Annotated in this window: 20 protein-coding genes; 17 read left to right on the top strand and 3 right to left on the bottom strand. The window is 58.2% G+C overall.

Annotation, left to right across the window (positions count from 1 at the left end; genetic code table 11):
• The first annotated feature begins 3 nt into the window (after positions 1–3).
• From K0M74_RS01705 to K0M74_RS01695, 3 genes are read left to right on the top strand one after another with little or no spacing between them, the layout of a single operon-like run.
• Positions 4–348 (top strand): type IV secretion system protein VirB3, encoded by a 345-nt coding sequence (locus K0M74_RS01705; RefSeq protein ID WP_293967255.1) that lies wholly within the window; start codon positions 4–6, stop codon positions 346–348.
• Positions 341–2,746 (top strand): VirB4 family type IV secretion/conjugal transfer ATPase, encoded by a 2,406-nt coding sequence (locus tag K0M74_RS01700; RefSeq protein WP_293967253.1) that lies wholly within the window; start codon positions 341–343, stop codon positions 2,744–2,746. Before K0M74_RS01705 ends, K0M74_RS01700 begins: the two co-directional genes overlap by 8 nt.
• 20 nt (positions 2,747–2,766) lie before the next feature.
• Positions 2,767–3,471 carry a type IV secretion system protein gene (locus K0M74_RS01695; RefSeq protein WP_293967251.1) on the top strand — a complete coding sequence of 235 codons (705 nt, stop codon included), beginning with the start codon at positions 2,767–2,769 and terminating at the stop codon, positions 3,469–3,471.
• 94 nt (positions 3,472–3,565) lie between these two features.
• Here K0M74_RS01695 and K0M74_RS01690 read toward each other — a convergent pair whose 3' ends face one another.
• Positions 3,566–3,694, bottom strand: a complete 129-nt coding sequence (locus K0M74_RS01690; RefSeq protein WP_293967249.1) for a hypothetical protein — start codon at positions 3,692–3,694, stop codon at positions 3,566–3,568.
• 54 nt (positions 3,695–3,748) lie between these two features.
• Between K0M74_RS01690 and K0M74_RS01685 the strand changes: the two genes are divergently transcribed.
• The 14 genes from K0M74_RS01685 to K0M74_RS01620 all read left to right on the top strand — a co-directional run bounded on the left by K0M74_RS01685 (position 3,749) and on the right by K0M74_RS01620 (position 16,120).
• The gene (locus K0M74_RS01685; RefSeq protein ID WP_293967247.1) at positions 3,749–4,744 is read left to right on the top strand and encodes a type IV secretion system protein; all 996 of its coding nucleotides are present in this window, start codon (positions 3,749–3,751) and stop codon (positions 4,742–4,744) included.
• 12 nt (positions 4,745–4,756) lie between these two features.
• Positions 4,757–5,086, top strand: coding sequence for a hypothetical protein (locus K0M74_RS01680; protein ID WP_293967245.1), 330 nt, complete (start codon positions 4,757–4,759; stop codon positions 5,084–5,086).
• Between the two features lie 5 nt (positions 5,087–5,091).
• Entirely contained in the window at positions 5,092–5,778 is a 687-nt protein-coding gene (locus K0M74_RS01675; RefSeq protein WP_293967243.1) for a VirB8/TrbF family protein, read from the top strand.
• Positions 5,775–6,644: a P-type conjugative transfer protein VirB9 gene (virB9, locus tag K0M74_RS01670; protein ID WP_293967241.1), complete on the top strand. Its 870-nt coding sequence runs from the start codon at positions 5,775–5,777 to the stop codon at positions 6,642–6,644. The genes K0M74_RS01675 and virB9 overlap by 4 nt, the downstream gene beginning before the upstream one ends.
• Positions 6,644–7,822 carry a type IV secretion system protein VirB10 gene (virB10, locus tag K0M74_RS01665; protein ID WP_293967240.1) on the top strand — a complete coding sequence of 393 codons (1,179 nt, stop codon included), beginning with the start codon at positions 6,644–6,646 and terminating at the stop codon, positions 7,820–7,822. Before virB9 ends, virB10 begins: the two co-directional genes overlap by 1 nt.
• Positions 7,822–8,832, top strand: a complete 1,011-nt coding sequence (virB11, locus tag K0M74_RS01660) for a P-type DNA transfer ATPase VirB11 (RefSeq protein WP_293967238.1) — start codon at positions 7,822–7,824, stop codon at positions 8,830–8,832. Before virB10 ends, virB11 begins: the two co-directional genes overlap by 1 nt.
• 67 nt (positions 8,833–8,899) lie before the next feature.
• Positions 8,900–10,639 (top strand): type IV secretory system conjugative DNA transfer family protein, encoded by a 1,740-nt coding sequence (locus tag K0M74_RS01655; protein WP_293967292.1) that lies wholly within the window; start codon positions 8,900–8,902, stop codon positions 10,637–10,639.
• Positions 10,632–11,432 (top strand): LPD7 domain-containing protein, encoded by an 801-nt coding sequence (locus K0M74_RS01650; RefSeq protein ID WP_293967236.1) that lies wholly within the window; start codon positions 10,632–10,634, stop codon positions 11,430–11,432. The genes K0M74_RS01655 and K0M74_RS01650 overlap by 8 nt, the downstream gene beginning before the upstream one ends.
• Before the next feature lie 46 nt (positions 11,433–11,478).
• Positions 11,479–11,934, top strand: coding sequence for a GSU2403 family nucleotidyltransferase fold protein (locus tag K0M74_RS01645; protein WP_293967290.1), 456 nt, complete (start codon positions 11,479–11,481; stop codon positions 11,932–11,934).
• Positions 11,935–11,961: 27 nt separating this feature from the next.
• A complete protein-coding gene (locus tag K0M74_RS01640) occupies positions 11,962–12,558 on the top strand; it encodes a TetR/AcrR family transcriptional regulator (RefSeq protein ID WP_293967234.1) in 597 nt (198 codons plus the stop codon).
• Positions 12,555–13,736 carry an efflux RND transporter periplasmic adaptor subunit gene (locus K0M74_RS01635; protein ID WP_293967233.1) on the top strand — a complete coding sequence of 394 codons (1,182 nt, stop codon included), beginning with the start codon at positions 12,555–12,557 and terminating at the stop codon, positions 13,734–13,736. Before K0M74_RS01640 ends, K0M74_RS01635 begins: the two co-directional genes overlap by 4 nt.
• On the top strand, positions 13,733–14,935 hold the full coding sequence (locus K0M74_RS01630) for an ABC transporter permease (protein ID WP_293967232.1): 1,203 nt from the start codon (positions 13,733–13,735) through the stop codon (positions 14,933–14,935). The genes K0M74_RS01635 and K0M74_RS01630 overlap by 4 nt, the downstream gene beginning before the upstream one ends.
• Positions 14,928–15,671, top strand: a complete 744-nt coding sequence (locus K0M74_RS01625) for an ABC transporter ATP-binding protein (protein ID WP_366932622.1) — start codon at positions 14,928–14,930, stop codon at positions 15,669–15,671. Before K0M74_RS01630 ends, K0M74_RS01625 begins: the two co-directional genes overlap by 8 nt.
• Positions 15,672–15,724: 53 nt before the next feature.
• Positions 15,725–16,120, top strand: a complete 396-nt coding sequence (locus K0M74_RS01620; protein ID WP_293967228.1) for a cupin domain-containing protein — start codon at positions 15,725–15,727, stop codon at positions 16,118–16,120.
• A 226-nt stretch (positions 16,121–16,346) separates the two neighbouring features.
• On the opposite strand, the gene K0M74_RS01615 is transcribed toward K0M74_RS01620, so the two are convergent.
• Together K0M74_RS01615 and K0M74_RS01610 are read right to left on the bottom strand one after the other, a co-directional pair.
• Positions 16,347–16,982, bottom strand: a complete 636-nt coding sequence (locus tag K0M74_RS01615; protein WP_293967226.1) for an SCO family protein — start codon at positions 16,980–16,982, stop codon at positions 16,347–16,349.
• Positions 16,969–17,466, bottom strand: a complete 498-nt coding sequence (locus K0M74_RS01610) for a copper chaperone PCu(A)C (RefSeq protein WP_293967224.1) — start codon at positions 17,464–17,466, stop codon at positions 16,969–16,971. The genes K0M74_RS01615 and K0M74_RS01610 overlap by 14 nt, the downstream gene beginning before the upstream one ends.
• Positions 17,467–17,472: the final 6 nt, after the last annotated feature.

Below are 17,472 nucleotides of genomic sequence, written 5' to 3'. Positions count from 1 at the left end.
GCGATGTCGGACGAAACCGAAATCCTGACCAAGAATGAGCTGTTTCTTGCGGTGACGCGCCCGGCGTTGTGGGCGGGCATACCGATCGAGGCGGCGGTACTGCTGCTGATCTCCAGCGCGTCAGTGCTGATATGGAGCAACAGCCCGGTCTATGCCGCGGTGGTCGTCGCCTTCGGTTACTCAATTTCACGTCTGATCGTTCGCCACGATGTCAACGCCTTCCGCCTGTTGTTCCTTTGGGGCCGCACCAAAGCCGGCAACCGCAACCGTGCGTTCTGGGGCGGAAGCAGCTATTCGCCTCTTCCACTGGCCGGCCTTCGCCGCAAAGGTTTTGGCCGTCATGACTAGGCTGCTCGCCTCAAGCCTAAACGCTTCTGGGCAAGTGCCACTCAAGGTGGCGCAGCGCGAGACAGACCCCGCCAAATTCCTGCCCTATGCGCGGCATTTGAACGAAGACATGGTGGCGCTCGATTCCGGCGACATCATGCTGACATTCGAGTTGCAAGGCCGAGCGTTCGAGACCGCCGATGTGCGCGACCTCAACGACTGGCATACCAAGCTCAACGGCCTTCTCCGCAACTTGCACGATGAGCGGCTGTCGATCTGGACCCATCTGATCAGAATGCGGGTCGATCAATATCCCGGAGGCACGTTCAAATCAGGTTTCGCGTCCGATCTCGACCGCGCCTATTTCGGACGGATCAACCGCGAGCGGATGTTCATCAACCGCTTCTTTGTAACGCTGGTAATCCGCCCTGGTGCCACCGGCAGCGACAAGATCATCCAGTTGTTCAAGCGCCGCGTGTCCAAAGGCGTGCCGCAAGGTCCTCCGATCGACGAGGCGCTTGTCGAACTGCTTGATGACAAGGCCCGCGATTTCGAGAAACTGATGGCGCGTTGCGAGCCACGCCGCTGCGCCATCTACGAGCATCGCGGTCTGATGTTTTCGGAAACGATGGAAGTGGCCGACATGGTGATGACGGGCCGCCATCGCCGCGTCCCCGTCGTGCGCGGTCATCTCGGCGGCGCACTCTATCGCTCGCGCACTATCTTTGGAGCGGAAACCATCGAAGTGCGCGACGCCGATGCTTCGGCGTTCGGCGGGATCTTCGGTATCCGGGAATATCCCGCGCAAACCACGCCGCGCCAGTTCGAGGCTTTGCTGTCGGTCGATTTCGGGTTTGTGTTGACGCAGAGCTTTACTTTCCTCGGGCGTGCTGCTGCCACCGAGAAGTTCCGGCTGCGCATGACGCAGATGGAGAATGCGGGCGATCGAGCCGTAAGCCAGGCCGACGCGTTGATCGACGCTGGCGATGATTTGATGTCGAACCGCTTCGTGCTGGGCGATCATCATTTCACGCTCGCGGTCTATGCCGACAGCATGAAGGGTTTGCGCGATCATATGTCGGTCGCACGCGCCGCACTTGCCGATACCGGCATGGTGGCCGCGCGCGAAGGCGCGGCGCTTGAAGCGGCGTATTGGTCGCAGCTCGTCGGCAATTTTGCATGGCGCGCCCGTCCCGCACCAATCACCTCGCTCAACTTCGCGGCCTTCTCGCCGTTCCACACTTTCCCGGCAGGAAGTGCGAGAGGCAATCATTGGGGCGATGCAATCGCCTTGCTGAAAACTAACGCCCGCAGCCCCTATTTTTTCAATTTTCACAAAGGCGATCTCGGCCATACCCTCATCATCGGGCCGTCGGGCGGCGGCAAGACAGTGCTGCTTAATTTTCTGATGGCACAGACCGAGAAGACCGGCGCACGGCAAATATTCATCGACAAGGATCGCGGCGCACAAATCTTTGTGCAAGCAAGCGGTGGCACATATCTCGCGCTCCATAACGGCGTCCCAACCGGCTTCTCCCCTCTCAAGGCGCTGGCCAATCGCGCAGAAGACAAAAGTTTCTTGTCGCTGTTCATCCGCCAACTCGTCCGCGCTGACGGCAAGCCAATATCAGTTCAGGAAGAACGGCTGATCGAAGAGGGTTTGGGCGCCGTGATGAAACTCGACGTTGAAGACCGCTCACTGAGCGCGCTCCGCTCGATGCTTGGCATGAAGGATTCCAGCGGCGTCGGCGCACGATTGGAGAAATGGACGTCCGAAGGATCGCTTGGCTGGGTGTTCGATAATCCAGCAGACAGCATGACGCTCGACGCACGGTTCATCGGCTTCGACATGACCGATTTTCTCGACAATGCCGACATTCGCACACCGGTTATGTTGTATCTGTTCCACCGCATTGACTTGGCTTTAACCGGCGAGCGGATGGTGATCTGTATCGACGAATTCTGGAAGGCACTTGGCGACGAAGCGTTCCGTCACTTCGCCCAGGATGGCCTCAAAACCTACCGTAAACGAAACGCTGTGCTAGTGTTCGCCACCCAGTCGCCTGCCGACGCGCTCAAGAGCGACATCAGCCATTCGATCCTCGAACAAGTCGCCACCAAGATCCTGCTGCCCAATCCGTTCGGGGCGCGGCGCGATTATGTCGAAGGGTTAGCACTGTCCGAAGCCGAATTCAAACTGGTGCGCGAAGAGCTTGCGCCGGAGAGCCACAAGTTTCTGGTCAAGCAAGGCCATGACAGCGTGGTGGTGGAACTCGATCTTGCCGGTCTCGATGACGAACTGGCGGTCCTATCGGGCCGCGCGGAAACCACTGCCGTTGCCGACGAAGTAATTGCCGAGGTGGGGAACGATCCCGCCATCTGGCTCCCCCTCTTCCACCGTCGGAGGCGTCCTAGCTGAACTGAAAGAAAGGTAAGTCCATGAAGAATTTGACCAAAGCACTTAGCGCAACATTGCTGTTCGCAGCCCCGATGCCAGCATTCGCACAAGGAATGCCTGTCCATGACAGTGCCAGCCTGATCCAGCAAATCAACGCCGTCAGGCAAGCTCTTCAGGTCGTTGCCCAAGGCAAGCAGCAAATTGCCGAGGCGCAGAAACTCTATCAGGATTTGAACAAGCTCACCGACATTTCGGGGCTGGCACAGCAGCTCAAATCCGATGCCTTGCGCGAACTCGACATATCGGGCGGCTCGCTTGAAGGCTTTGGTAACGGCAATTTGGATGTTGTCGGCGCGGGCCGCGCCAAGGCCGACGCGGTGTATCGCGATCTCCTTGGGCAGTTGGGCCTTGCAGGTTCCGAACAATCCCGTGCGGCCTATGATCTCAATGCCCGCAACATCGGTATCAATGCCGCTCTCGCCGAGAATATGGGCGCTGCCGTCACGTCGCGGGCGCAAGGTCTCGACCAATTGCGCAGCCGGTTGGCAACCGCAGGAACGGCGAAGGAAGTGGCTGACTTGACGGCGCGGCTGCAACTTGAATCTGCTGCGATGCAGAACGATCAACTCCGTTTGCAGGCTATCGCCTTGCAGCAAGACGCGCAGGAACGCCAGCGCGCAGCTGAGGGCCAAGCCGCGCTCGCCCAAAAGCTCGATGCCGCAAGTCGCTATTATCGCGGGCAATGACGATGCGGTCAGCGATCATCTGCATAGGGCTTCTGCTGGCGGGGTGTGGCAAGTCCACACCCCAGGCCGACACTCAGCCAAGGGATTGGCGATATTATGTCGCCAATTCAGGCGAGATCGAACCGATGCAGAAGATTTGCCGCGAATGGACGGGTTCGACTGCGCCTGCGGACACCGAACCCGCCGTCGTCACGACCAACTGCCGCGCGGCAGCTTTCGCCAAGTCGCAACTTCAAATCAGCAATTGACCCAACTGCAAAAGGAATGAGTGCCGGATATGGATTTCAGCGATCATGTTTTTACGACAATGTTCGAGGCGCTCAGCAACGCGCTTGCGGCCATCGTCGGTAAATATGCGGCCGTGATCGGTATCGTTTCTCCGGCGCTGCGCATCGGGATCGTGATCTATATTTCGCTGCTCGGCTACGCGATCATGCGCGGCGCGGTGCAATATCCATTCCGTGAATATGCCTATCGCGGTTGTCAGCTCGCATTTCTCTATTTTGCCGTCACTTCGCTCTACGGAACCCAAATCGGCATGTTTGCGCTAGGCGGACTGCCGAGTCAGTTCGCCGGCGCGCTAGGCGGCTCCGACGTCGGCGGTTTGGGCGGCTTCTACGACAAGCTGGCGGGAACCGGCTTTGAAACCGCCAATACCATGCGCAAAATCGCCGCCGATTATCAGCAAACCCAAGGCACTCTGCCCGACATAGGTTATGCGGTCTTTTCCGGCTTTCTCGTGGTAATGGTGATTGTTGCCACTTTGCTCTGCGCGGCGATCGGTTTCGTTATCAGCGCCTTCGGACTGTTTGCGCTTGCGCTGTTGTCGGTGGTCGGGCCGCTGTTTGTCGCGGCCCTCCTGTTTGAATCCACACGCGGCTATTTCTTTTCCTGGCTGGGTGCCTGCATCAATTATCTAATGCTGATCGTGTTCGCGCTCGTTTTGACATTGTTCCTGACCCAGACCGGCGATGCGATCATCGCCACCATCTCCGAAAATGACGAAATCGGCATGGCCGCGATCAAGGCGCTAGCCTTCTACGCGCTCGGCTTCTTTTTCTTCCTGCAAATCCCAATGCTCGCCGCCTCGCTTGGTGGCGGGGGGCCTGCTTTGGCCAACCAGTTTGCATCGGCCATTGCAGCGGCAGGCGGCTTTGTCGCCGGACGCGGCGCGACGGCTACGCAGGCGACCAGCCGCGCCATCGAACGCGGTTTTGCGCGCGGCATCGCGCGGATGCGGACATCTGGCTCGGTCAGCCGTGGAACAACATAAAAGGACAGGCTCATGGGTATGCGTATCATAGGCATCTTGGCGGCACTGGCGCTGATCGTTCCGGTCAATCCTGGCATTGCCGCATCGAAATCGCCGAAACTGGCCAAGTGCGATGGCAAGCAGCGCCGCCCGGCCAATCCCTATGGTTCGATCCTACCAAGCGTCGATCCTTTGGGCGGAACTTCGACACCGGCAGTCCAGCCGCCAGAACGCAAGGGCGTTGAGGTGTTCCCCGGCAACGCCCCCGAGGCACCAAAGTCCGCAAAACCGGATGGCAGGCCGGAGCGCCAAGTGCCTCCGATCAGTAGCCTGTCCCCATCAACCTCCAACCAGAGCTGCTAAGCGTCATGGCGGGCGGCGTTACCGATCACGATGATCTCAAAGCCTATTTTGCGGAAGCCGCAAGCTGGGATCACGACCGGCTGATCGCGGCCAATCGCTCGAAGAGGCTGGCGTGGCTGACTGCGGGGGTCGCAAGCGGCCTTGCCATCACCGGGGTTGCTGCTGTGGCGATGCTCACGCCGCTCAAGACTGTCGCGCCCTATGTCATCACTGTCGATAAGGCGACCGGCGCGAGCGAAATTACCTCTCCGATGTCAGGCGATAAACAAATCACCTACAACGAAGCCGTCGCCAAATATTTCCTCGCCGATTATGTCCGCAACCGCGAAGGCTGGGTTCCGCAGGCACGCCAAGAATTCTTCGAGGGCGTGCTGGCGATGTCGTCACGCGACGAGCAAGCGCGGTGGACAGCGTTCTACAGCAAGGACAATCCTAAATCCCCGCAATCGGTTTTCACCGATCTCGATACGGTGTTCATCGCGGTCAAGTCCGTCACCTTCGTTTCTGCGAAGGTTGCGCAGATACGCTTCACCAAAACCCTTCAGCGCGGCTCCGTCGTGACTGACACCCCCGCCATTGCGACCGTGACTTACGACACCACTGATACGCCGACGACTGAGCAGCAGCGATTCAAAAACCCCTTGGGACTGGAGGTGCAGACCTACCGCGCCGATCTGGAGGTAACACAATGAAACCACTAAGCTGTCTCACGGCGATAGCGTTCCTGTCGACCAGCGCACCGGCGCTACCGAGCGAAACCCCGCACCCGACGGCGCAGGACAATCGCATCCGCGAAGTGATCTACAGCGACACCCAAGTTTTTCGCATCGTTGGCGTGTTCCGCTCCGCAACCCAGATCGTGTTTTCGCCCGGAGAGCGCGTCGAGCATGTCGCACTTGGCGACACCGTATCATGGGAAGTCGCCCCGGCAGAAAACTCGCTGTTCATCAAACCACGCGAGTTGGCAGGGGCTACCAACCTGATCGTGATCACCCGGTCCAACACGGGCAACCGCACCTATACATTCGAGCTATCAGCGCGGCGCGGCGCCATCGGTGCGCGCTCGGCTGACACCTTCTTCAAGGTCGTGTTCCGCTATCCGCGCGAAGAAGCCGCCGCCGCACAAGCGGCAGCGACGCAGGCCGCCTACACCCGGGCCGTTGCGCTGCAATCAGGCGCGATCCGCTCGGCGCTCGATCTCGCCGTTCTCGAAGGCAAGCGGAACTTGAGCTACTCGGTGCAAGGGTCGCCCGCGATCCAGCCTTCCGAAATTACCGACAATGGCCAGTTTACCGCGCTACGCTTCCCCAACCAGCGCGAGCTTCCGGCATTCTTCGCGGTCAACCCGGATGGCAGCGAAAGCATCGTGCCTTTCGATGTCCGCGACGAATTTGTCGTGATCCACGGCGTGTTCGCGCAGCTTCGCTTGCGGCGCGGCAAAGAGGTGCTGTGCATTTTCAACGAAGCGCGTGATTTTTACGGACGCGACCCAAAGACCGGCACCGCATCAAGCATCGTCGAACGAACGCCAAATCAAGGTAATGGGGAGACGAAATGATGACCGAGAAAGCCAGCGGCGAACGCGCAACGGTCGATCAAACCCCCGACCCGCAGGACATTGACCGCGCTCCGGCCACCGAGCGTGCCAGCAAAATGCCGTCGATCCCCGGCACAGCAATGGACCCGAAAAAGATGATCGGATTTGCGGCTGCTGCCGGAGCCATCATGTTCACGGTGCTGGCGCTTGGGACCGGCCTGACGGGCAACTCCACGCTTCCTCCGGTCAAGCCCAAACCGGCGCTCGAACCCGCGCAATATGATCCGGCAAGCGTCATCGCACCGACCCTAGCGGGTGCAGCGACTGATCCCAATGCACCAATTGCCTTGGGAGAACCAATAGTCCCCGCAATTGGTGCCGGACCTGGGCCGTCGCAGATTCCTCCGCCTGCCGCACAGCAAGCCCGCCAGCCATCGCAAGCTGAAGCGCTACGCGAAGCGGCGCGGCGATCATCGCTGATTGCATATGGCGGCGAACGTGAAAGTGGCAATGCGGGCGTTCGATACAGCGATAATGGCGGTGCGGCGAATACAGGACGTCAACCTTCGCAGCCTTCAACCAATCTTGATGCGCTTCGTCAGGCATCGGCAATTGGGCAGGCGCAGGCCCGCCCGCTCCCCGATCGCAATTTCCTGATAACGGCGGGCAGCTTCATCCCCTGCGTCCTGCAATCCGCGATGGACTCAAGCCAGCCCGGCTATGTGAGCTGCATCGTCCCGCGCAATATCTACTCCGACAATGGCCGGGTCGTGCTGATGGAAAAAGGCACGAAGATCGTTGGCGAATATCAGGGTGGTCTTAATCGCGGCCAATACCGGCTGTTCGTGCTGTGGACCCGCGCCGTTACCCCGCGCGGTATCGCGATTGATGTCGCTTCACCTGCTACCGACGCGCTTGGGCGCGGCGGCATGGACGGGCGCGTCTACAATTTCTTCTGGCAGCGTTTCGGCACAGCCCTGCTGTTCAGTCTCGTGGAAGATGCGGCAACCGTGGGATCAGAAGCCGTTGGCAACAGCGCCTCCAACACTACGCGCGTTCCGTCCGATGCGGCTTCAACGATCCTGCAACAAAATTCGCAGATCAAACCCGTGCTGCGCAAAAACCAGGGTGAAGATGTCGGCATCACCGTGGCGCAGGATTTCGACTTCTCGACCGTTTACGGTCTTGCGCTGAAATAATGGCCGCGCCGGGCAAAAATACCGCTGTCCTCGACAGCGTGACTGCGCCTTTGCGCAAATATCTCGGTGACGAGCGAGTAACAGAACTCGTTATCAACCGCCCCGGCGAAGTCGGGATTGAACGGCGCGGCGGATGGACATGGGAAAGTGAACCCAGTCTTGATTTCAAGAATTTGATGGCGCTGGCAACGGCGGCCGCAGCCTTCACCAGTCAAGATATTACCCGTGAAAACCCCATCGTCTCGACGATCTTTCCGACCGGTGAAAGGGTGCAAATCATCGTGCCGCCGGTCGTCCCCGATGAAACGGTGTCGATCACCGTGCGCAAACCTTCAACCGTCACGATGACGCTGGAGGATTTTGAAGCGGCGGGCTTGTTCAAGGACACGCGCATTGCCGAAAAGCAGGTGTCGGCTCAGGAACTGGGCTTACTCGCTTTGCTCAAAGCAGGCCGCCATGTTGAATTCTTCGACGGCGCAGTGAAGGCGCGGCTCAACATCCTCATCTCGGGTGCAACCGCATCGGGAAAGACCACGCTGTCCAAGGGCTTGATCCAGCTCATCCCGCCAGAGGAACGGTTACTGACGATTGAGGATACGCGCGAACTGATCGTCCCGCACAAGAATGTCGTTCACATGCTTTATGCCAAGGACGGTCAAGGCACCGCGAATGTCACGGCAAAGCATTTGCTCGAAAGCGCTCTCCGAATGCGACCTGACCGTATTTTGCTTCAGGAGCTGCGCGACGGGACGGCATTCTTCTACCTGCGCAATGTGAACTCGGGCCATCCCGGCTCGATCACGACCATCCATGCAGACTCGGCGGAACTTGCGTTCGAGCAACTGACCTTGCTGGTCAAGGAAAGCGACGGCGGTTCCGATCTGGCGCGCGGCGATATTCGCGCGCTGCTCAAAATGCTCGTCGATGTCGTTGTCCAGACCAAGAAAACCGACGGCGAATTTCGCGTAACGGAGATCTATTATGACCCAGAGAGCAGGCACCTCGCCTGACGGCGGGGCAGCACGATATTTAATCGCCATCCCGCTCGGCAGCCTAATCGCGCTTGTGATTGCCAGCATGATCGGATGGCTGATCCTCGGCCTGCCCGTCGCCGCCTATGACCCACTCAAAATACCGCAATTTTTCTGGTATTATCGTGGCGACCCGCATGTAGTACAGGCGATGGCCGGTGGTTTGGCAGGCGGTCTCACGCTGCTTGTCGGGCTGGTTTATGCCCTTTGGGCGCGTGGCGCACCACTCCACGGGGCGGCACGTTTTGCCAATGAACGCGAACTCAAACGGCATGGTTTCCGTTCGGCTTCGGGCATACTCGTTGGACGCAAGGGTAGGCGCTTCCTGAATTTTGGTGGAAGCGAGCATGTCCTTGTCGAAGCGCCGACCCGTTCGGGCAAAGGCGTTGGCATCGTCATTCCCAATTTGCTGACATGGGCTGGCTCCGTCGTCGTTCTCGACGTCAAACGCGAGAATTTCGATGCGAGCGCCGGATTCCGCGCGCACTACGGCCAGCAAGTTTTTCTGTTCAACCCGACTGACCGGCAGGGGCGCACCGCGCGCTATAATCCTCTCGCCTATATTGACCGCAGCGACCCCGATGATGTGATAATTGAGCTGCAAAAGATCGCCACAATGCTGTTCATCGCGCCCGAACGCGGCGAAGCCTTTTGGGCAAATGGCGCGCGCACCGGCTTTGCCGGTGTCGGCGCGTGGCTCGCTGAAACCAGCGACGAACCGCTAACGATGGGTGCAATCTATCGCTATTTGACCGAAGGCGATGCGCGCAGCTTCTTCAAAAAGGAGCTGCTCAATCCCAAACTCAGCCTGTCCACAGGATGCCGAACGGCACTGTCCGATTTTGCCGGTGGTTCCGACAACAGCTTTGCTGACATCAAGAAGACCATCACCAACGTCCTTGGTCTATGGCTCAACCCTCTCGTGGACGCTGCAACGTCCGCGAGCGATTTTGATCTGCGCGATCTGCGCAAGCGTCACATTTCAATCTATCTCGGTGTTTCACCTGACGAACTCGACCGCATAGCCCCGCTCTACAATCTGCTTTTCCAGCAGCTCATTGACCTGAATGTGCGGGAATTGCCGAGCGATGCGACGCCAGTTCCCGTGCTGGTCATCCTCGACGAATTTGCCCGGCTTGGCCGCGCATCGGTGCTCGCCAGCGCCTTTTCGTATGTCGCGGGCTACGGCATCCGCTTGTTACCCGTGATCCAGTCGCGGTCGCAATTGCGCGGTGTTTACGGCGAGCATGTAGCCGATGAAATCGTCGCCAATTGCGGGGTCGAAGTGGCCTTCACACCCAAGGAACTGCGGGTCGCCAACGAGCTGTCGGATCGCATCGGCTATGTTGGGCAGGAGAGCGTCACCCGATCCCTCACGATAAACGGCCTGCTTGCCAACCGCTCGAAATCCATTTCGGAACAGCGCCGCGCGCTGATGCTTCCGCAGGAGCTGATGCAATTCCCGTCGACCAAGCTGATTTTGCTGCGCGGCGGCATCCCGCCGATTGTCGGCAGCAAGATTTTCTATTTCAAAAACCGCTTCTTCAAGAATCGAGCGTTTCCGGCACCCATCGTTCAGCCCATCGAAAAACAGGCCGTCGTAACAATTGCGCCCCCGCCATTCCGCGACATGACCCCTGAAGAACTCGAAGGAAACCCGGCGCATCCGATAAGGCCGGAAGACATCCGCACCGAAGATTATCCAAGCTTCAATCCCGATCTAGTGACTCTGGATCGCAACGGTAATGCAAGTTTAATCGTAGAGGAAGGTGATGAAAATGGCTGATGAACTTGAAGGAAGCGCGCCTTCGGGGCGCAGCCGAGCAATGCCTACAAAACAGGTGAAGCCCAAGCCGATCACTCCCAAGGCTGCGCCAGAAAAGCCCAAGCGCAAATCCGAGCCCCCCACCATCACCGATGATCTCACGGGCAAATTTTTGCGCGTCGGCAATAAACTCTATCGCACCTCGGACGATAAAACCCCGATTGTGCGGATTGCGGGCGACCGGCTCAAAACCAGCAATATCGACGCCCTGCCCGACATCGTTCGGATTGCCAAGGCGAATGGCTGGGCGTCGATCAAGGTGGGTGGCGGCGACAAGTTCAAAAAAGCTGCATATCTCGCCGCCACGGCGCAGGGGCTGGCCGTCGAGAACTATACCCCATCCAAGTTAGTTCAAGCGGAAGCTGACCGTCTCCGCGAAAGGCTCGCCGAACGCGAGAAGCGCCGCGAGGGGAAGAAAGCTGGGATAAAGGCACCGCAGACCGAAGAGGGCCTGAGCAAGCTCAAAGCCCTCTCCGATCGGTTCTTGAGCCAGTCCCACGCGGAGAATGCGCGTGACCCTGACCTGCGCCGCGCGCAAAGTCTGGTTGCCCAGACCATTTCGATCGCCCGCGTGAAATACCCTGATGATCCGGTTAAGGCGTCAAAGGAGGTTGAGGCCAGACGACAGGAGGTTGCTATTCGTATCGCAAAGGGTGAGAACATCGCGGTCGTTCAAGTGCGGAACAGCCAAACCCAGCGGGTGCGCGACATCACGCGGGAACAGGTGTTGCAGCGCGATGGGCGATCGCGGTAGCCTGAGCTTCCCACTATGCTCAAAGCCGTCGAGCTGACCTTATGCCATCAACACAGAGCGCGATTTTCACGCGCGCAGTGCCAAAGCCTATGAGGTTGAGTTGTTGGTCGCGCCGTCACGCTCCGGCACGCTCAACGTCCAGGACCAGCCGCGTCCCCTCGTTTTGCCTGAACAGGGATGGCTCCTCCTTGGCCAAACCGTTGATCATGTCGTCGGTTGCCGTGACGGATCCCCTGCCCGCATCATCGCAGCCGATCCCCGCTGGTTTGCCCTGCACAAACTCTGGATGTCGGATAAGCCCAAGCAGAACCCGCTCAAACACACCAAAGACCGCAAACAGGGCATCGCATTGCTCAGTGTCGTCGCGGAGGCGATGCTACGCATTACTCTAGACGCGGCATTTCAAGCCCAGCTTCCGACAGAGCTTGGCCTCTATTTTGAAGACGGGAAGCCTCAAGGCCGCTTTGTGGGTCTCATCCCTTACAAGAAAGCTAGTGACTAATTACTATCTTTCTTGTAAGGGATCCCCATGCCTCGCAAACATCTCTCTGCGGACGAACGGCGCGCGGCCACAGTGCAGGCAGTCATAGCGCTAGCGGCTGATCAAAACCCTGCTGATATCACGACTGCGCAGATCGCTGCTCATATGGGCGTTACACAAGGCGCGCTTTTTCGGCACTTTGCTGACAAGGATGCAATTTGGTCAGCCGTGATGGGGTGGACATCGCAAGAACGACTTCGCCGCTTTGAAGGTCAAGGCAGCGACAATCCTATTCAAACTTTGCGGATCATCTTCGACGCGCATATCGCCTTTGTCGTTGCCTATCCTGGGGTTCCCCGGATCGTTTTTGGTGAATTGCAGCGCAGGAACGATTCTCCTGCCAAGACGCAGGTTAAAACGCTCATGGCCTGTTACCGGGACAAGATTGCTGAACAGATTGAAATTGCACGCAAATTAGGCTTGATTTCGGAGCATATCGACCTTGCGGCAGCGGCAACATTGTTGTTGGGGATGATCCAGGGAATGGTAATGCAGGCCATGGCGGCCGATGATTTTTCTTCAATGTCGGCGATGTCCCAGCGACTATTTCCGCTGTATCTGACCAGTCTCGGAGTCCGGATATGAAACTACCGTTTGCGATCAGCGGTCGTGCATTGTCCGTGCTTGTGGTCATCATTCCGTTGTTGCTGGTGTTTGTCTGGGTGGCGCTACGTTCCGGACCGCTGGCACCGATCAACGTCACTGTCGTGAAGGTTGAGGAGCGCAGCATTGCGCCTGCACTTTTTGGCATCGGCACGGTCGAAGCGCGTTACACACATAGAATCGGTCCAACGACCTCCGGCAGGGTAACGATGCTCGCGGTTGACGTCGGAGACATGGTCAAAGCGGGCCAATTGCTGGCACAAATTGACCCAATCGATCTTGATGAGCGAATTGCGGGAGCCGAAAGCGGTGTGGCTCGGTCAGCGGCGCTGGAGCAGGCAGCCACAGCACAAATCGCCGACGCTGCGGCGCGCGTAACGCTGGCGCGCGCGCAGGCATCACGGACCGAGCAACTTAAGTTAGGCGGCTGGGTCACCGACGCCCAGGTCGACCAGCGGCGACAAGAGCTTGCGGCCGCACAAGCAGCGTTGGCCGCAGCCCAGTCGAACCGCTCGGCGGCGACCCAGGATCGCGGCCGTTTGGGTTCTGAGAGGGCAGCGCTCATCGAGCAAAAGGCAAATCTACGCCTCATCGCCCCCCGTGGGGGATTGGTCGTGCGGCGCGCGGCAGAACCTGGAACGACGGTTGTGGCAGGCCAGCCCGTAGTTGAAATTGTCGATCCCGCGGAACTATGGATCAATGCGCGTTTCGACCAGACCCAATCCGGTGGTATCGCAGCCGGATTGTCGGCCTTGACTATATTGCGCTCTCGTCCCGATCAGCCAAGTGCTGGACGCATCGAACGGGTCGAGCCGCTCGCAGACGCGGTGACCGAAGAAGTGCTCGCCAAGGTGAGTCTGGGCGGCGCTCTTCCCCTGCCCTCGATCGGTGAACTTGCTGAAGTCACCGTCACCTTACCTCGCCGCGCAAAAACTCTCGCTGTCCCCAATGCAGCCGTCCACCGTGTCGATGGCCGGAACGGAGTATGGGCAATCCATAACGGCAACCTGCAATTTGTCCCGGTCAGACTGGGTGTCCAGAGCCTCGATGGCTGGGTACAGGTGCTGGACGGATTGGCAAAGGGCGACGAAATCATCATGCACAGCGCAATTGCCTTGTCTGCCAACAGCCGGTTCACCGTCGTTGACAAGTTGCCATGATCAACCTTGCCAGCCGCGATGTCCTGCACGGATGGGGTAAGTTCATTTTTACAGGCGTCGGATTGGGACTGTTGATCGGCGTTACATTGACGATGGCCGGTGTTTATCGCGGTATGGTCGACGACGCACAGGCTTTGCTAGACAACAGCCGCGCCGATCTCTGGGTCGTCCAGCGCGATACACTGGGTCCCTATGCCGAGCCCTCTAGTCTGCCCGAAGACAGCGAACGCCCGATCCGCGCGATGCGCGGCGTGGCTCAAGCCGCAGGCATCACTTATTTGACGATGCAGATCTCGCATCGCAACAAAGATGTCAGGGTGATGGTGGTTGGTATGGAAATGGCGACTCCGGGGGAACCCGGGCAGCCGACCCATCTCGTCGCTGGGCGACACATTGTCCGCGGCCATTATGAAGCCGTCGCCGACAAGAAGACTGGGTTTGCGATCGGCGATCAAGTCCAGGTCAGACGCAACAGATACCGAATTGTTGGGATCACGAGCCGGATGGTTTCATCGGGTGGTGACCCGATGTTATTCCTGTCTCTGAAAGATGCGCAGCAAGCACAATATCAGCGCGATAGCGATGCAATCGTGCGCCAACGTGCGCGAACGGCAGCAAGCCCAGTGTTGAACCCGCCCGGCAATCCTGCGGTTGCAGAGGCCGTCAACAACGCGCAGTCGACCAACAATAATGTCAACGCCGTTCTCGTCACAGTAAACGCGGACGCAGATCCCGACACGGTCGCAGCCGCGATCCGTCGGTGGCAGCGTTTGACGGTTTATACCCGTGCCGAGATGGAGGAGATTCTCGTCCAGAAACTAATCGCCAATTCGGCGAGGCAGATCGGTATGTTTTTGGTTATATTGGCCATTGTAAGCGCGGCAATTGTCGCCTTCATAATCTACACAATGACGATCGGCAAGATCCGCGAAATTGCCGTACTCAAGCTGATCGGGACGCGTAATAGCACAATTTCAGGCATGATCTTGCAGCAGGCATTGGGTCTTGGGGTGATCGGTTTCGTGGTCGGTAAAGTGGCAGCGACGTTCTGGGCGCCTTTTTTCCCGAAATATGTCCTTTTGCTCTCATCGGATGCCCTTCAGGGATTTGCCGCAGTCATGCTAGTGTGCACGCTCGCCAGCATTCTTGCCATCTATGCCGCGCTGAAGATTGATCCTGCGGAGGCAATCGGTGGCTAACGGCATATTGATCGAAAATGTTGTCAAAACATATGGCGAGGGTAACACAGCTGTATATGCGCTGCGGGGTGCCAACATGGAGGTGGCCCAAGGCGAGGTGATCGGACTGATTGGACCATCGGGCTCTGGTAAGAGCACGTTGCTCAAATGTCTGGGAGCCGTGATCGAACCAACGTCTGGCCGGATGACAATCGGCGATCGGCTGATTTACGATGATGGCTGGAAAGTGAAGGATTTGCGGGCGTTACGACGCGACCTGATCGGTTTCATCTTTCAGGCCCCCTATTTGATCCCCTTCCTTGATGTGACGGACAATGTTGCCCTGCTGCCCATGTTGGCGGGCAAGTCGAATGCGGTTGCGCGCAAGGAAGCACGTGATTTGCTCGATGCGCTTGATGTTGGTCACCGCGCAAAGGCGATGCCGTCACAGCTGTCCGGGGGCGAGCAGCAGCGTGTTTCGATCGCCCGGGCGCTCGTCAACCAACCACCGGTCATTCTCGCCGATGAACCAACCGCTCCGCTTGACGGCGAACGGGCGCTTGCGGTCATCAAATTACTCAATGCGATGGCCCAGCAATTTCAAACTGCGATCATCGTCGTGACCCATGATGAAAAAATTATCCCGACCTTTAAGCGGCTCTATAATATTCGGGATGGGGTAACGATCGAAGAGCTGGCAGCGCCCCGGGCGGCGGCATCACATAAGCAGGCTGGCACGGCTGCCATAAAAGCCTAGGCTTATACACTTCGGGGCAAGATTGCCCGATAGAGCGCGAAAGGAACAATATTATGAAGGGCCTAGTCGACAATATCGAGCGTCTGACCGAAGAGAATGATGACTTTAGACGGGTGCTCTATACGGGACACAATCTCCAGCTTGTCGTGATGGCGATTCTGCCCGGCGACGAGATCGGCGATGAAATCCATGATAATCGCGATCAGTTCTTTCGCATCGAAGGCGGTGAGGGTGAAATCTGGATTGATGGCGTCTGTAACCGTGTAAAGGCTGAAGACGGGATAATCGTGCCTCAGGGCGCTCGACATAATGTCGTGAGCACCGGCAAGGAACCGCTACGGCTCTATACGATTTATGGCCCGCCCGAGCATCTTGATGGCACTGTCCACAAGACCTGCGCCGACGCCAATGCAGATCATGAACATTTTGATGGCAAGACGACAGAGTAAGGGTTTGTGGCGCTAAACGGGAGACTGCGCCAAATGCTGAGTCTACGCGCAAATGCCCATAGTTGGAAAATGCGCGGCGATCGGCATGCCCGCCGTCGATGGTCCCCATCAAATATTGCGGGACCTGCGTGCAGCAATGTGTTTGCATAGTCTGCCCGACCAGCGTCTGATACCGTCGACGTCAGACCCCACTTGGCTCATTCGACGACAGTATCAGGCAGGGATTCTACGCGATCAGCCGCCGCAATTTGTCGAGGGCGACGCTGTCAGCTTCATGATAATCGATCGTGGAGACAAACTCGCCCTTGGCACCGATTAAGTAAATCGCCGCAGTATGGTCGATGGTGTAGTCGCCTTGCGGTTGCGCCGGATTGATTGGCACCTGCTTTGCATATACACCATAGCCCTTCTTGATCTGGGCGAGTTGGGTATCATCACCCGTCAAGCCGATGATTGGCGTCCCGAACAGTTCCACATAGCTGCCGATGTCGCTTGGCTTGTCTTGCTCAGGATCCACCGACACGAAGACGATGTTGAATTTCATGCCTTCGTCGCCAAGCTGCTGCCTGAGCCTTGCCATGCGTGCGAGGCTCGTGGGGCAGACATCGGGACAGCGGGTAAAGCCGAAAAATATGGCATAAGGCTTTCCCGCCAGAGTTTTATCCGTAACCTTGGATCCGTCTGCGGCGGTCAGCTCGAACGGACCACCAAAGGCCGATGCATAGTCGCTTGCCGGGATGTTTTTTTGCGCGCTTCCAGCATAGAGAAGCAAGCCAATAACCGCCGCCAGACCGGCTACAATCCAAAGAAGCACGCGCAGATTTTTGAGGCTGGTGGTCGCTGCAGGATCAATCTCCGTCATGATGCGTACCTTTCGCCCCAGTCGCTCCAGTTGCGCCGACCGGCTTCACGGCGAGCCGGACGATCCGAGAACCTGCGCGTTCAAACTGCAACGTGATCGGTACGGTCATGCCGCGCTGTAAGGGTCGTTTTAGTCCCATCAACATGATGTGAAAGCTACCTGGCTTGAGCGTGACTGCGCCATTGGCTGGAATGGTAAGTCCATCCCTAAGTTGGCGCATTCGCATCACACCGCCATCCATCGAGACCGTGTGGATTTGAACTTCTGCGGCCGCAGTTGAGCTCCCAGTCATCAGCCGGTCTGCGCGTGCGGATTGATTGGTGATTACCATGAAACCGCCACCGGCGGTCTGCCCCTGTGCCGTTTCGCGGGTCCATCCATCTTTGATAACAAGGGTATTTGCGCGATTGGTTTCAGCAGGCGCAGCGCCTGCCAGAATGACCGCAGCAGCAGCGGCCAATGTGATTGAACTCAATATCTTCATGAAATA

This window comes from Sphingopyxis sp. (genome assembly GCF_019459305.1).
GTDB lineage: Bacteria > Pseudomonadota > Alphaproteobacteria > Sphingomonadales > Sphingomonadaceae > Sphingopyxis.
The sequence above is the reverse complement of the archived record's forward strand: the minus strand, read 5'-3'. Positions and strand labels throughout refer to the sequence as shown.

What these genes read in the sequence shown, in the direction of transcription:
- K0M74_RS01705 (WP_293967255.1), top strand. Translation starts at nt 4, where the DNA reads ATGTCGGACGAAACCGAAATCCTGACCAAGAATGAGCTGTTTCTTGCG.
- K0M74_RS01700 (WP_293967253.1), top strand. Translation starts at nt 341, where the DNA reads ATGACTAGGCTGCTCGCCTCAAGCCTAAACGCTTCTGGGCAAGTGCCA.
- K0M74_RS01695 (WP_293967251.1), top strand. Translation starts at nt 2,767, where the DNA reads ATGAAGAATTTGACCAAAGCACTTAGCGCAACATTGCTGTTCGCAGCC.
- K0M74_RS01685 (WP_293967247.1), top strand. Translation starts at nt 3,749, where the DNA reads ATGGATTTCAGCGATCATGTTTTTACGACAATGTTCGAGGCGCTCAGC.
- K0M74_RS01680 (WP_293967245.1), top strand. Translation starts at nt 4,757, where the DNA reads ATGGGTATGCGTATCATAGGCATCTTGGCGGCACTGGCGCTGATCGTT.
- K0M74_RS01675 (WP_293967243.1), top strand. Translation starts at nt 5,092, where the DNA reads ATGGCGGGCGGCGTTACCGATCACGATGATCTCAAAGCCTATTTTGCG.
- virB9 (WP_293967241.1), top strand. Translation starts at nt 5,775, where the DNA reads ATGAAACCACTAAGCTGTCTCACGGCGATAGCGTTCCTGTCGACCAGC.
- virB10 (WP_293967240.1), top strand. Translation starts at nt 6,644, where the DNA reads ATGACCGAGAAAGCCAGCGGCGAACGCGCAACGGTCGATCAAACCCCC.
- virB11 (WP_293967238.1), top strand. Translation starts at nt 7,822, where the DNA reads ATGGCCGCGCCGGGCAAAAATACCGCTGTCCTCGACAGCGTGACTGCG.
- K0M74_RS01655 (WP_293967292.1), top strand. Translation starts at nt 8,900, where the DNA reads ATGATCGGATGGCTGATCCTCGGCCTGCCCGTCGCCGCCTATGACCCA.
- K0M74_RS01650 (WP_293967236.1), top strand. Translation starts at nt 10,632, where the DNA reads ATGGCTGATGAACTTGAAGGAAGCGCGCCTTCGGGGCGCAGCCGAGCA.
- K0M74_RS01640 (WP_293967234.1), top strand. Translation starts at nt 11,962, where the DNA reads ATGCCTCGCAAACATCTCTCTGCGGACGAACGGCGCGCGGCCACAGTG.
- K0M74_RS01635 (WP_293967233.1), top strand. Translation starts at nt 12,555, where the DNA reads ATGAAACTACCGTTTGCGATCAGCGGTCGTGCATTGTCCGTGCTTGTG.
- K0M74_RS01630 (WP_293967232.1), top strand. Translation starts at nt 13,733, where the DNA reads ATGATCAACCTTGCCAGCCGCGATGTCCTGCACGGATGGGGTAAGTTC.
- K0M74_RS01620 (WP_293967228.1), top strand. Translation starts at nt 15,725, where the DNA reads ATGAAGGGCCTAGTCGACAATATCGAGCGTCTGACCGAAGAGAATGAT.
- K0M74_RS01615 (WP_293967226.1), bottom strand. Translation starts at nt 16,982, where the DNA reads ATGACGGAGATTGATCCTGCAGCGACCACCAGCCTCAAAAATCTGCGC.
- K0M74_RS01610 (WP_293967224.1), bottom strand. Translation starts at nt 17,466, where the DNA reads ATGAAGATATTGAGTTCAATCACATTGGCCGCTGCTGCTGCGGTCATT.